Annotated in this window: 20 protein-coding genes; 19 read left to right on the top strand and 1 reads right to left on the bottom strand. The window is 65.5% G+C overall.

The window, feature by feature from the left end; all coding sequences use genetic code 11:
* The first annotated feature begins 98 nt into the window (after positions 1 to 98).
* The 18 genes from BZF61_RS14230 (at position 99) to BZF61_RS14150 (ending at position 9,853) form a co-directional block, all read left to right on the top strand.
* Complete coding sequence (locus BZF61_RS14230; RefSeq protein WP_086620057.1) at positions 99 to 284, top strand: hypothetical protein; 186 nt, start codon at positions 99 to 101, stop codon at positions 282 to 284.
* 1 nt (position 285) lies between these two features.
* Positions 286 to 1,260, top strand: coding sequence for a phage shock protein PspA (gene pspA, locus BZF61_RS14225; RefSeq protein WP_425429636.1), 975 nt, complete (start codon positions 286 to 288; stop codon positions 1,258 to 1,260).
* A 3-nt stretch (positions 1,261 to 1,263) separates the two neighbouring features.
* Positions 1,264 to 1,569 (top strand): envelope stress response membrane protein PspB, encoded by a 306-nt coding sequence (pspB, locus tag BZF61_RS14220; protein ID WP_086620056.1) that lies wholly within the window; start codon positions 1,264 to 1,266, stop codon positions 1,567 to 1,569.
* On the top strand, positions 1,566 to 1,940 hold the full coding sequence (gene pspC, locus BZF61_RS14215; protein WP_086620055.1) for an envelope stress response membrane protein PspC: 375 nt from the start codon (positions 1,566 to 1,568) through the stop codon (positions 1,938 to 1,940). Before pspB ends, pspC begins: the two co-directional genes overlap by 4 nt.
* Positions 1,941 to 1,995: 55 nt before the next feature.
* Complete coding sequence (locus BZF61_RS14210) at positions 1,996 to 2,283, top strand: hypothetical protein (protein ID WP_245804663.1); 288 nt, start codon at positions 1,996 to 1,998, stop codon at positions 2,281 to 2,283.
* Positions 2,283 to 2,642, top strand: a complete 360-nt coding sequence (locus BZF61_RS14205) for a hypothetical protein (RefSeq protein WP_086620053.1) — start codon at positions 2,283 to 2,285, stop codon at positions 2,640 to 2,642. Before BZF61_RS14210 ends, BZF61_RS14205 begins: the two co-directional genes overlap by 1 nt.
* Positions 2,642 to 2,950 (top strand): hypothetical protein, encoded by a 309-nt coding sequence (locus BZF61_RS14200; RefSeq protein ID WP_086620052.1) that lies wholly within the window; start codon positions 2,642 to 2,644, stop codon positions 2,948 to 2,950. Before BZF61_RS14205 ends, BZF61_RS14200 begins: the two co-directional genes overlap by 1 nt.
* Positions 2,947 to 3,288: a hypothetical protein gene (locus BZF61_RS14195; RefSeq protein WP_086620051.1), complete on the top strand. Its 342-nt coding sequence runs from the start codon at positions 2,947 to 2,949 to the stop codon at positions 3,286 to 3,288. The genes BZF61_RS14200 and BZF61_RS14195 overlap by 4 nt, the downstream gene beginning before the upstream one ends.
* 8 nt (positions 3,289 to 3,296) lie before the next feature.
* Complete coding sequence (locus BZF61_RS14190) at positions 3,297 to 3,536, top strand: hypothetical protein (RefSeq protein ID WP_086620078.1); 240 nt, start codon at positions 3,297 to 3,299, stop codon at positions 3,534 to 3,536.
* The gene (locus BZF61_RS15855) at positions 3,533 to 3,709 is read left to right on the top strand and encodes a hypothetical protein (protein WP_169711978.1); all 177 of its coding nucleotides are present in this window, start codon (positions 3,533 to 3,535) and stop codon (positions 3,707 to 3,709) included. Before BZF61_RS14190 ends, BZF61_RS15855 begins: the two co-directional genes overlap by 4 nt.
* 42 nt (positions 3,710 to 3,751) lie before the next feature.
* Positions 3,752 to 4,162: a SufE family protein gene (locus BZF61_RS14185; RefSeq protein WP_086620050.1), complete on the top strand. Its 411-nt coding sequence runs from the start codon at positions 3,752 to 3,754 to the stop codon at positions 4,160 to 4,162.
* 12 nt (positions 4,163 to 4,174) lie between these two features.
* Positions 4,175 to 5,074: an HpcH/HpaI aldolase/citrate lyase family protein gene (locus BZF61_RS14180; RefSeq protein ID WP_245804662.1), complete on the top strand. Its 900-nt coding sequence runs from the start codon at positions 4,175 to 4,177 to the stop codon at positions 5,072 to 5,074.
* Between the two features lie 69 nt (positions 5,075 to 5,143).
* Positions 5,144 to 5,557 (top strand): holin family protein, encoded by a 414-nt coding sequence (locus BZF61_RS14175; RefSeq protein WP_086620049.1) that lies wholly within the window; start codon positions 5,144 to 5,146, stop codon positions 5,555 to 5,557.
* An 88-nt stretch (positions 5,558 to 5,645) separates the two neighbouring features.
* Complete coding sequence (locus BZF61_RS15795; protein WP_158094107.1) at positions 5,646 to 5,819, top strand: hypothetical protein; 174 nt, start codon at positions 5,646 to 5,648, stop codon at positions 5,817 to 5,819.
* Positions 5,820 to 5,895: 76 nt separating this feature from the next.
* Positions 5,896 to 6,336: a type II 3-dehydroquinate dehydratase gene (gene aroQ / locus BZF61_RS14165; protein ID WP_086620047.1), complete on the top strand. Its 441-nt coding sequence runs from the start codon at positions 5,896 to 5,898 to the stop codon at positions 6,334 to 6,336.
* Positions 6,337 to 6,442: 106 nt separating this feature from the next.
* Positions 6,443 to 6,958, top strand: coding sequence for an acetyl-CoA carboxylase biotin carboxyl carrier protein (gene accB, locus BZF61_RS14160; RefSeq protein WP_086620046.1), 516 nt, complete (start codon positions 6,443 to 6,445; stop codon positions 6,956 to 6,958).
* Between the two features lie 4 nt (positions 6,959 to 6,962).
* Positions 6,963 to 8,312, top strand: a complete 1,350-nt coding sequence (accC, locus tag BZF61_RS14155) for an acetyl-CoA carboxylase biotin carboxylase subunit (protein ID WP_086620045.1) — start codon at positions 6,963 to 6,965, stop codon at positions 8,310 to 8,312.
* Positions 8,313 to 8,542: 230 nt separating this feature from the next.
* Positions 8,543 to 9,853: an NAD(P)/FAD-dependent oxidoreductase gene (locus BZF61_RS14150; protein WP_086620044.1), complete on the top strand. Its 1,311-nt coding sequence runs from the start codon at positions 8,543 to 8,545 to the stop codon at positions 9,851 to 9,853.
* Positions 9,854 to 10,009: 156 nt separating this feature from the next.
* Here the strand turns inward: BZF61_RS14150 and BZF61_RS14145 are convergent, their stop codons facing one another.
* A complete protein-coding gene (locus BZF61_RS14145; protein ID WP_086620043.1) occupies positions 10,010 to 10,471 on the bottom strand; it encodes an Lrp/AsnC family transcriptional regulator in 462 nt (153 codons plus the stop codon).
* Between the two features lie 300 nt (positions 10,472 to 10,771).
* Between BZF61_RS14145 and BZF61_RS14140 the strand changes: the two genes are divergently transcribed.
* Positions 10,772 to 12,559 (top strand): histidine kinase dimerization/phospho-acceptor domain-containing protein, encoded by a 1,788-nt coding sequence (locus tag BZF61_RS14140; protein ID WP_086620042.1) that lies wholly within the window; start codon positions 10,772 to 10,774, stop codon positions 12,557 to 12,559.
* Positions 12,560 to 12,563 lie beyond the last annotated feature (4 nt).

The following is a 12,563-nucleotide window of genomic DNA, read 5'->3' as shown; positions in this document are numbered from 1 at the left end:
ACGGCCCAAAAACCGCGGATTTCCGCCTTTTCCGGGGTTTGGCACGGCGATTGCTTTTTCGCTGACAAGACCACCGCTTTTGACTTTGGGAGGCCCGAATGATCAACAAGAACTCCGCGCAAGGCAGTTTCTGGAGCACCAAGCTCGGACAGGCCGCGATGGCCAGCATCGCCGCGATGGTGCTAATGATCGCGCTGTCCGCGCAGATCCAGCCGGGTGCGGCCAAGGCTGCCCCGCTGGGCCATCCCGCCGCCGAAAGCGGCGCGATGGTCGAGATGGCCTGAGATGGGCGATCCGTTCGACCCCCTCGGGCCGGAGCGCCCCGCCCGGGATGCCCCCCCCGCCGATGCTGCCGGCGATGCCCGCCCCGAGCGCGTCGAGCCCGGCAGCGATGCTCCGGCCCAACCCTCCCGGCTGCTGTCGTCGGGACGGCTGTCGCGGCTCGACGAGGAAATCGAAGCCTTGCGCCGCAGCCCCACCCCGACGCAGTCTCGCGGACGCACCAACCCGCAGCAGCAGGAGCGAGTCGCTCCGCTTGATCGGGTCAACTCGTTTCTCGATGGAGTAGCCTTCATGGGCATTTTCAGCCGCACCCGCGATATCATTGCCGCCAATTTCAACGATATGCTCGATAAGGCGGATGATCCTAGCAAGATGATCCGGATGATCATCCTCGAAATGGAGGAAACCCTGGTCGAAGTGCGTGCCAGCGCCGCGCGCACCATCGCCGACCAGAAGGAAATGCATCGCCACTGCGTGAAGCTCGAGCGCTTGCAGGCCGACTGGGCCGAAAAGGCCCAGCTCGCCCTGTCGAAAGACCGCGAGGATCTCGCCCGCGCGGCGCTCGTCGAAAAAAAGAAGGCCGCCGACATGGCCGAGCAGCTCAAGGCGGAAATCGCCGTGCTCGACGATGCCCTGCGCGCCTATGAGGACGATATCCAGAAATTGCAACACCGCCTGCGCGAAGCCCGCAGCCGCCAGACCGCGATCGCCGCACGCCTCGAAAGCGCGGAGAACCGCGTCAAGCTGCGCACGCTGTTGAGCACCGAGCGCACCGACGAGGCGCTGGCTCGCTTCGACCAGCTCGAACGCCGGGTCGACTATGCCGAAGGCCGCGCCGACGCCTTGCAGATCGCCGAAGGCAAGACCCCGTCGCTCGCCGACGAAATCGCGGCGCTCGCCGGTTCGGATGCGATCGATGACGAGCTTGAGGCTATGAAGAAAGCGCTCGGCAAGAGCGGCGAAAAGAAGGGGGAATAGGCCATGGATTTCGAAGTCGTCTTTGTCGTCGCGACGCTGTTCATCGGCCTGCCCTGGGTCATTCTCCACTACATCACCAAGTGGAAGACCGCCGCAACCATCACCAGCGATGACGAGGTGCTGCTGGAGGAACTCTACAACCTCGCCAAGCGGCTCGATGAACGGATGGACACGGTCGAGCGTCTGGTCGCCGCCGATGATCCGGCCTTCACCCCCGCCCGCCGGCTGATCGCCGATCAGGAAAAGGACAACCAGCAGCTGCGCGAACTTGAACAGCTGATCGCCGAAAAGAAGGGAACCCGCGCATGAACAGCCCCCGCACCACGCTTTACCGCGACAACCACAATGCCAAGCTTATGGGCGTCTGCTCGGGCATCGCCGATTACACCGGGGTCAATGTCTTCTGGGTCCGGCTTGGCACGCTCGCGCTCTCGCTCGGGCTGGGATGGCCGATTCTCGCCTACTTCATCCTCGGCTTCATCCTCAACAAGAAGCCCCCCCACCTCTATCGCGATGAAAGCGAGCAGAAATATTGGCAAGGCATCCGTCAAAGCCCGAAGCGCACCGCCCGCGAGATCCGCGCCAATTTCCGCGATATCGACCGCCGTCTGGCCGCGGTGGAAGCCCACTATGTCAGCAGCAACCCGCGTCTGACCGCCGAGATCGAGCGGCTGCGCTGAACCGCCACCACGTCAACAGGGGACGCAAAACATGGATGCAGGAACCTTGGGTGTCATGATCCCGATCGTCGCGCTGATGATCCCGATCATCGCCATCTGGACCAAGCACCAGCAGAAGATCGCCGAGATGCAGCTGGGTGCCACTGCCGAGCAAACCGCCGAAAAGGCCGCGCAATATGCCAGCCAGATCCAGCGGCTCGAAGACCGGGTGCAGGTGCTCGAGCGCATCGTCACCGATCGTGGCTATGACATCGCCACCCAGATCGAAGCCCTGCGCGATACGCGCCGGGTCGATGAAGGCGCCGGCCTGCCGCTGGGCCTGGAAAAGAAGGAACGCGCGTAATGGAACAGCTTTCGCCCTTTCTCCCCTATCTGGGCTGGATCATCGCCGGAGCCTTCGTGCTCGGTGCGATGGGCATCCTCGTCTCGTTCCAGACCACCCGGATGAAGATCAAGAACGGCTATCCGCTCGAAGGGATGTGGGGGCAGTCGCTCAAGCCCGGCTCCGACAAGCAGACCGCGCACCGCGTCACCCTGCTGACTCAGGAAAACGCCGAACTGCGCGCCGAACTGGGCGCGATGAAGGATCGGCTTGCCAACATCGAACGGATCGTCACCGACGGTGGCTATCATCTCGGCGCCGAAATCGACGCGCTGCGTGACCGCGCGCTTTCGAACCTGATGGACAAAGGGGAAGCCTGATGCCCGAGCAGGCCATCATCGCGATCACCATCATCGCGATTGCCCTGATCGCGGGCATGACGCTCAACGGCATCGTCGACAAGGTGATGCAGGGCAAGCGGCTGCGCTACGAGGCCAAAGCCCAGGCCCAGCCGCAGGCACCGGAAATCCGCGAGATCGCCGAGCGCCAGCAGATGATCGAGGATCGCCTGCGCGTGCTCGAACGGATCGCTACCGACCGCAGCAATCTGCTGGCGGATGAAATCGAGGCGCTGCGCCGCGATCTTCCGGCACCCGCCGCGGCAGGTGGCGAGGAAGTCGCACGATGAGCAGCTGGGCGATTGTCGCGCTGGTCGGCATCGTGATCTGGGGGATCGTCCAATCCGTCCAGGCGCGGGCCGGAATCATCACCGACGAGGACGGCAACCAAAAGGTCATCCCGCGCGGCGAGGGACGCTGTATTGCCGAACTCGAAGCCACCCGGCGCGAGCTGGCGGACCTGCGCGAACGGGTGAAGGTGCTCGAACGCATCGCCACCGACGGCAACACCAGCGCGGCGCGCGAACAGGCGCGCATCGCCGCCGAAATCGAAGCCCTCAGGGCGCAGCCCCAATCCAAAGCGAGCACAGGCGCGCTGCCCGCGGCCAGAGAGGAGAAGAGCGAATGATCACCACCTTGCTCGACCCGACCCTGATCATAACCAGCGCAAGCCTCATCGGGCTGATCGTAATCGCTGCCAGCCTGCTGCGCGCCTGGCAGGGCTGGCTCGATCTCAAGCGGCAAGAGCTTGACCGCGCCTGTGCCCGTGGGGCGGGCGAGGACGGCTCGGGCATCGGCACCGCGCGCATCGAACTGGCCGATCTCAAGGAACGCATCCGCAAGCTCGAAGCCATCGCCAGCGGGGTGGAACTGTGAGCAGTGCCACCAGCTCTGCGGCGCAGGCCGGGATCGGCCTCGGCAGCGCGATCGCGGTGACGATCAGCTGGAGCCTGCACAAGTCGATCATCTGGGCCATTGTTCACGGCTTCTTCGGCTGGTTCTACGTGATCTGGCACGCCTTCACCCGCCCGGGGGGCTTGGGCGGGTAATTGCCTCTTCCGTTTCGCGCTGGCCCTGCCTAACTGCGGCCCATGCGCAGTTTGTCCGATATCCTCGAAGAATACGAATTTCTCGATGCCGACGAACGCTACGGCCTGCTGATCGAGCTTGGCCGCAGCCTTGAACCGATGCCCGATGCGCTCAAGACCGACGCGACGCTGGTACGCGGTTGTTCGGCTGCGGTGTGGGTCTATCCCGTCGGCACCCAGGCGGATCGTCTGCATTTCCTTGCCGACAGCAATGCCGCGATCACCAAGGGCATCGTCGCGCTGGTGATCGCCGCGGTGCAGGACCGACCCGCCGCCGAGATCGCCGCGATGGATATCGCCGCCGCGCTCGCGCCGTTCGATCTCAAGAACCAGCTGTCGAGCAACCGCACGCAGGGCGTGCCCAACATGATCGCGCTTGTGCAGCAGCACGCCGCGCGGCTGGCTGCCGCTTGAGAGGATAGAGCAATGGCTGACACCTTCGCTTCGCCGAGAATGCGCTCGTGGCTGTTCGCCCCCGGTGACAGCGAAAAGAAGATGGGCAAGGCAATCGCCAGCCATGCGGACATCGCGCTGATCGATCTGGAGGATTCGGTTTCGCCCGAGAACAAGTCGGCGGCGCGGCTGATGGTGTGCGAGCAGATCAGCGCTGCTGCCAACCGCGGGCGGCTGTGGGTGCGGATCAATCCGGTCAGCACGGCCGACTGCATCGCCGATCTCGCCGCAATCATGCCTTCGCGCCCGGGCGGGGTGTTGCTACCCAAGGCGGAAGGCGCGAGCGACATCACCCGCCTGCACCACTATCTGACCGCGCTGGAAGCCGCCAACGGCATCCCGCCGGGGCGCACGGCTGTAGCCGCGCTCGTCACTGAGACCGCGGCAGCCATGTTCCGCACCGGCGACTATGCCGGCACCTATCCAGGCCGCGAGCGGCTGGTGGCGATGAGCTGGGGAGCGGAGGACTTGTCCGCGGCGCTGGGCGCGCGCGAGCAACGGGGGCCGGACGGGGAATATTCGCACACCTACGAGATGGCGCGCAGCCTTTGCCTGCTTGGCGCTGCGGCGGCGGGGGTGGCGGCAATCGAGACGGTGCAGCCCGAATTCCGCGATCTTGATGCGCTGGCGGCGCGCGCCCAGCGGGTGCGGGCGCAAGGCTTTGCCGGGATGCTCGCGATCCACCCGGCGCAGGTCGATCCAATCAATGCCGCCTTCACCCCCAGCGCCGAGGAACTGGCCCACGCCCGCGCCGTGGTGCAGGCCTTTGCCGACCACCCCGGTGCAGGCGTGGTTGCATTGGACGGCGCCATGCTCGATCGGCCTCATCTGGCGCTGGCGCAGCGGCTTCTGGCCGAAGCGGGCGAGAAATAGGTTAATTCATTTTCCTACTTTAACCTAATTGGTCATTTTTGGGCGACTCACAGTCAAGGAGCGCACCGCATGGCCCTTATCGACATTCTCATCGGCCCCATCGCCTCGATCATCGACAAGATCATCCCAGACAAGGAGGCCCGCGCCAGGGCCAAGCTCGAGCTGATTGCGCTGCAAGGCACGCAAGAGATGCAGATGCTCGAAACGCAGTTGAAGGCGATCGTCGCCGAGGCCAATTCTGCTGACCCCTGGACCAGCCGCGCCCGGCCGAGCTTTCTCTACGTGATGTACATCCTCCTGCTGACCGCGCTGCCGATGGGAGTGCTCTCCGCTTTCCACCCCGCCGCCGCACGCGACATTGCCGCAGGGATGAACGCCTATCTCAATGGCCTGCCCGAACCGCTCTACGCCCTGTTCGGCACCGGCTACCTCGGCTACACCGCCGCACGCCAGTGGGGGAAGGTCAAGGGGGTGGATCGGTAGTTGGCCATGACGCGAGCCTCACCCAGCCGCCGGATTTCCAGTGAAACCCGAGGATCGGGATATGCATGAAGCCAGGGCAGAGACGCAGATGGCTGAGATCGTCATTCCCTCGCTCGCGTTGGAGTTCGTTTGGAAGACCGATCACCCCGGCGCCGGTTCGGCCTTCCAGCCCCTTGCGATGCAAGAGCTTGGCGACCATTCCGCGGCGCGTGTCGTCCCGTATATCGGCAGACCGCCAACGCTCGGCGCCGCGTGGCTGTGACGGTAGGAATGCGGCAATCCAGCAATTGGTGCGCGCACCCTTCCCTGCCCCGCCCCTTCCCGCTATCCGCGCTGCCATGACCAACCTCGTCTACGTTCTCAACGGCCCCAATCTCAATCTCCTGGGGCTTCGCGAGCCGGAGATCTACGGCACCACCACGCTCGACGACATCGCCGGAATGCTGGAGGATCGCGCCCGCGAATTGGGCCTCGAAATCGAGATGCGCCAGACCAACCACGAAGGCATGCTGGTCGACTGGCTGCACGAAGCCCAGGCCGAAGGCGCGCGGGCGGTGCTGCTCAATGCCGCGGCCTATACCCACACCTCGATCGCGCTGCTCGATGCGATCAAGGCGATCAGAACGCCCGTGATCGAGGTGCACCTGTCCAACCCCAAGACCCGCGAGAGCTTCCGCCATCTCTCCTATGTCGGCATGGCCGCGGCCAAGACCGTCGAGGGCCACGGGGCGCAGTCCTACCTCATCGCGCTCGAAGCCGTAGCGTCGGGCGAGGTCTGAAATCGTCACCCAACTTTCACAAATTGCACCCTTGCCACTTGCCAGCCGCAATTCGCGGCAATAGTCCCCGGCGCTTCACGGGCCTACCAGATAACAAGAGGCATACATGGCAAACGACGCTGGCCATTCCGGCAAGGCAAACGGGCGCAAGCCGGGCATGAACATCGACACCGCGCTGGTGCGCGAGCTGGCCGAACTGCTCAACGAAACGGGCCTCACCGAGATCGAGGTCGAGGACGACGACCGCAAGATCCGCGTGTCGCGCGCAAGCGTGGCCGCCGCCGCTCCGGCCTATGCCGCTGCGCCTGCGCCTGCCGCTGCCGCGCCTGCCCCCGCTGCCGCAGCGCCTGCCCCGGCGGAAAGCCCCGCGCCGGCTGGCCCTGATCTCAAGGACGCGGTCAAGTCGCCGATGGTCGGCACCTGCTACCTCGCCCCGGAACCGGGCGCTGCCCCCTTCATCACGGTCGGCAAGAGCGTGAAGGAAGGCGACACCCTGCTGATCGTCGAGGCGATGAAGGTGATGAACCCGATCACCGCGCCCAAGTCCGGCACGGTCACAGCAATCCTGGTCGAAAACGCCCAGCCGGTCGAATTCGACCAGCCGCTCGTGGTGATCTCCTAAGCTCATGAGCATCAAGCGTATCCTGATCGCCAATCGTGGCGAAATCGCGCTGCGCATCCATCGCGCCGCGCACGAGATGGGCATCGAAACCGTGGCGGTGCACTCCACCGCCGATGCCGACGCCATGCATGTGCGGCTGGCCGACCATGCCGTGTGCATCGGCCCGCCGCCTGCTTCCGAGAGCTATCTCAACATCGCCAACATCATCTCGGCCGCGGAAATCGCCCAGTGCGACGCCATCCACCCGGGCTACGGCTTCCTATCGGAGAACGCCAAGTTCGCCGAGATCGTCGAGGCGCATGACATCATCTGGATTGGCCCCAAGCCCGAACACATCCGCACAATGGGCGACAAGGTCGAGGCCAAACGCACCGCGGGCGCTCTAGGCTTGCCGCTGGTGCCCGGCAGCGACGGCGCGGTTTCCGACTTTGACGAAGCGCGCCGCATCGCGAAGGAGATCGGCTACCCCGTGATCATCAAGGCTGCCAGCGGCGGTGGCGGGCGCGGCATGAAGGTGTGCGAGAGCGAGGACAAGCTCGAGACCCTGATGCAGCAGGCCGGATCAGAGGCGAAGGCCGCCTTCGGCGACGCGACCGTCTATATCGAGAAATATCTCGGCAACCCGCGCCACATCGAATTCCAGGTGTTCGGTGACGGCAAGGGCAACGCGATCCATCTGGGCGAGCGCGATTGCTCGCTCCAGCGCCGCCACCAGAAGGTGCTCGAAGAGGCCCCTTCCCCTGTCATCTCGAGCGAGGAGCGGATGCGCATGGGCGAGGTCTGCGCGCAGGCGATGCGCGACATGGGCTATCGCGGTGCGGGCACGATCGAGTTCCTGTGGGAGAACGGCGCGTTCTACTTCATCGAGATGAACACCCGCCTGCAGGTGGAACATCCGGTGACCGAGCTTATCACCGGCGTTGATCTGGTGCGCGAGCAAATCCGCATTGCCGAGGGCCGCCCGCTGTCGGTGAAGCAGGACGAGCTGGAGTTCCACGGCCACGCGATCGAGTGCCGGATCAACGCCGAAGACCCTTTCACCTTCGCGCCTTCGCCTGGCCTTGTGACCTACTACCACGCGGCCGGCGGGATGCACGTGCGCGTCGACTCAGGGCTTTACGCCGGCTATCGCATTCCGCCCTATTACGATTCGATGATCGCCAAGCTGATCGTTTACGGCCGCACGCGCGAAGGCTGCATCATGCGCCTGCGCCGCGCGCTCGAGGAAATGGTCGTGGAGGGCGTGAAAACCAACATCCCGCTCCACCAGGAACTGCTGCGGCAGGATGACATTCTCAACGGCGACTATTCGATCAAGTGGCTGGAAAAGTGGCTGGAGCAACGCGAGGCCTGATCGCGCGCCAGCCCTGACCGGTGCAATTATGCTGCACCGCAACAAGAAACCGTAGCGATTGCGGGCGGGAGGCTTGGCCCTTCCCGCCCATTTGGTTATCTCCCGGCCCGCCTCCCCTTCGAGAACGCTCATGCCGCAGTCCAGCGACATGATTTGACGCGATTTTGTTTTGCCGCCGGGCTATGGCCATGTCCGGGCCTGCGCGGCGCGCTTGCGCGAAGGAGTGTTCGATGAACCGCAAGACCCAGATTGTCGTCGTCGGCGGGGGCGCCGGGGGGCTGGAGCTGGTGCGCAGGCTCGGGGCCAAGTATGGGCGCAAGCGGCACGACATCATTCTGGTCGACAAGAACCTCTCCCACATCTGGAAGCCCTTGCTGCACGAAGTCGCCGCCGGGTCATTGGACGCGAACCTCGACGAGGTTGGCTATCGCGGGCATTGCTACCGCTGGGGCTACCGTTTCTTCCAGGGCAGCCTCGAAGGCATCGACCGGGCCGCCAAGACCATCAGCCTTGCGCCCGTGAAGGACGAAGACGGCAGCGAGCTGATCGCGGGCCACACCATCCGCTACGACATTCTGGCCCTCGCCATCGGCTCGATCTCCAACGATTTCGGCGTAAAGGGGGTGAAGGAGCATTGCCTCTACCTCGACAGCCGCGAACAGGCGGACCGCTTCCGCACCCGCCTGCTCAATCATTGCCTGCGCGTTAGCAGGGCGATGATGAACGACCCCACCGCCAACGAACAGGTGCGCGTCGCCATTGTCGGCGGCGGGGCGACTGGGGTGGAACTGGCGGCGGAACTCTACAACGCGGCAGGGGCGCTGAGGCACTACGGTCTGGAGGTGTTTGACGAGAGCCGGATGCACGTCACCCTGCTCGAGGCCGGCCCGCGCATCCTGCCTGCCCTGCCCGAAAAGTTGGCCAATGCCGCAGCCTATGAGTTAGGCCGGCTGGGCGTGGAAGTGCGGCCCGCCACGCAGGTGATCGAGGCCCGTTCCCGCCAACTGATCACCAAGTCGGGCGAAGTGATCGAGGCCGATCTGATCGTCTGGGCCGCGGGCGTGAAGGGCGCGGATTTCCTCAGCAGTTTGGGCCTGGAAACCAATTCGCGAAACCAGATCATCGTCACCGACACGCTCCAGACCACGGTCGATCCCGCGATCTTCGCTTTGGGCGACTGCGCCAGCTATACCCCGCCCGGCGCGGATCGCCCGATCCCGCCGCGCGCGCAGGCCGCCCATCAGATGGCCGAAACCGTGTTCACCAACATCGTGCGGATGCAGGAAGGCAGGCCGCTCGAACGTTTCGTCTACCGTGACAAGGGCTCGCTCGTTTCCCTCTCGCGCTTCTCGACCGTGGGGAGCCTGATGGGCAACCTGATCGGCGGGAGCATGGCGATCGAGGGGCGGCTGGCTCGGTTCATCTACACTTCGCTCTATCGGCTGCACCTGATCGGCATCCACGGCTGGATCAAGGCGATCTTCCTGATGATGATCGGCCGGGTGAACCGCATCGTGCGGCCCAAGCTCAAGCTGCATTAGAGCTTCTCTCGCGCAGCACCGCACCGTGCTTTCCGGTCATCAGGCCGGGCGAAGCCCTTGGCGCGCACAAGCCGCTGGAGCCACGGCTTGGGACTGGCCCTGCGGCATCCGGCGCAACTGCGCGAGACAGGCCCCTCTTTGTCCAGCCCCGCAGCCTTAGAGCGGGACGCCCGGCTCCTGCTTGGCGGTGCGGATCGTCAGCGAGGTCTTCACGCTTTCGACATTGGGCGCCGGGGTCAGCTTGCCGGTCAGGAATTCCTGAAAACTCTGGAGGTCCTTGCTCACGATCTTGAGGATGAAGTCGATCTCGCCATTGAGCATGTGGCACTCGCGCACTTCGGGAAGCGCCTTCATGTGTTCCTCGAATTCGCGCAGGGAACTTTCGGCCTGGCTCTTGAGGCTGACCATCGCAAAGACGGTGATGGCAAAGCCGAGCTTGGAGGGATCGAGATCGGCGTGATAGCCGCGGATCACCCCGTCTTCCTCGAGCCCGCGCACCCGGCGCAGGCACGGCGGGGCAGTCAGCCCGACACGCTGCGCCAGCTCGACATTGGTCATGCGTCCTTGCGCCTGCAGTTCCGCCAGCAGTCGGCGGTCGATGTCATCCAGATTGGCCACTCTGCTAAAGCTCCCTGCCGGCCGGCACGTTCTTTACACGCCAACGCCGCGGCCCGATGATCCCGAAAGTAAGAAGAGGCGTGCCGGATGGCTCGCTTCGCTAATATTATTAGGTTTGCCAGCAATTGTCCCGCTTTGCAACGCACCTTGCGCGTCAGACTGTGACAATTTCGCTATCCTGTTAGATCATGGCAGGCTGGTGGCGCTAGACAGTGGCAGGCGGAGGCAGAATCCGCCTCCGATTCGAACGGCGCAGCGCCGGTTGAACCAGAACTCGGGCCAGGTTTCAGGAGTCCCCGCTTGTTTTTCGATGACCGCCTTGCCACCGTGCTGCGCCAGCGCGCCTCTGGCGAGCGGGGCTTGCGCACGCAGTATCGGCAATTGCTCGACCTGCTCGGCAAGGATCGGGTCCATCGCGGCGGACCGCAGCACCAGAGCCTTGTCGCCGCCGCGTGGCTGCGGATGGATGCCTTGGCCGAAGCGATCCCCGCTGCCGAGCGCGCCGGCATGATCCGTGAGGCGGGCTGGCGTTTCCGCAGTCCCGATCTTGCCGCGCATCTCGCCGATCAGGAACCCGATGTCGCCATCGCCGCCCTGTCGCGCGCCGATCTGACGGCCGAGGACTGGACCGCGCTGATCCCGCGCCTGCCAGTGCGCGCGCGCGGCTTCCTGCGCCTGCGCCGCGACTTGCCGGTCGATGTCGAGGCGCTGCTGGCGCAGCTGGGTGTGCATGATCGCGCTCTCCCGTCACCCGAAGGCCGCAATGCCGAGGCGATGCCGGAGGCGACCATCCCCGTCGCGCCCCCGCATGCCGCGCCGCAGGCGCCGCCTCCGCCCGCCCCGCGGCCACGCCGCCGCGATCCCGCGCCGGCACCAGTAACCCGGCCTGATCGCGACGAAACCGGGCGCAGCGAGATTTCCGCTCTGGTCGAACGCATCGCCCAGTTCCGCCGCGAGCGCAGCAAGAGCGCCGGCGAGACCGATCTCTCGCCGCGCCTGCCGCTCGGCGAACTGGTCGAGCTGCCCGAACGTCCGGTCACCGGTTTCGCCTTCACCGCCGACGCCGCAGGACGGATCGAATGGGCAACGCCCGAAGTTGCGGCCATGGTGATCGGCACAAGGCTGGTCAGCCCGCAGCCGGCCGATGCCGCGCCCGGCGACAGTATCGGCCGGGCTTTCGCCCGGCGCCAGCCGATCACCGGCGCCCCTTTCGTGCTGTCGGGCGCACCCGCGATTGCGGGGGAATGGACACTCGATGCCCAGCCCGGCTTCAGCCTCGAAGGCCATTTCACCGGTTATGTCGGACGCTTCCGCCGGGCGCTCGCGGATCCGGCCCAATCACAGGCACCCGAGGCGCGCGAGGCCGACCGTATCCGCCAGCTGCTGCACGAGCTGCGCACCCCGGTCACCGCCGTCCAGGGCTATGCCGAGGTGATCCAGCAACAATTGTTCGGGCCCGCGCCCCATGAATATCGCGCGCTGGCCGCTGCGATCGCCGCCGATGCCGCGCATATCCTTGCCGGCTTCGAGGAGCTCGACCGGCTCGCGCGGCTCGAAACCGGGGCGCTGGGGATCGCGCCGGGGGAGGCCGATCTGGCCACGCTGGTGCTGCGAATGCTCGGCCAGATCGCGCCGGTGCTGGAGACACGCGGCGCCGGGATCGCGCTCGATACCGCGGCGCAAACCAGTCTGCTGGTGCCGTGCGATGCCGAGGATGCCGAGGCGATGCTGTGGCGCCTGCTGGCGAGTATCGGGGCGGCCTGTGGTGAAGGCGAAAGGCTGACGGCTGAGCTGGCGCCGGTGATCGGCCAGGGCCAGGCGCTCGCTCGACTGTCCTGCACCCTTCCCGCCGAGCTCGCCCGCGCAGAAGATCTGTTTGCCGCCACTGTCCGTCCGGCAGACGGGATGATCAACACCGGCCTGTTCGGCGCGGGTTTTGCCTTGCGGCTCGCGCGCGCAGAGGTCCGCGCGGCTGGCGGCGCGCTGGTGCGCGAAGGCAATGCTGTGGTGCTGACCTTGCCGCTCTTGACCGGCTCTGACACCTTGCCTAGCCCTGCTGTGGGTGGTGCGGCGGCACACGCGCCTTAGGGCA

This window comes from Erythrobacter tepidarius, from assembly GCF_002155695.1.
Lineage (GTDB): Bacteria > Pseudomonadota > Alphaproteobacteria > Sphingomonadales > Sphingomonadaceae > Erythrobacter > Erythrobacter tepidarius.
This window is presented reverse-complemented; position numbering and strand designations above follow the sequence as displayed.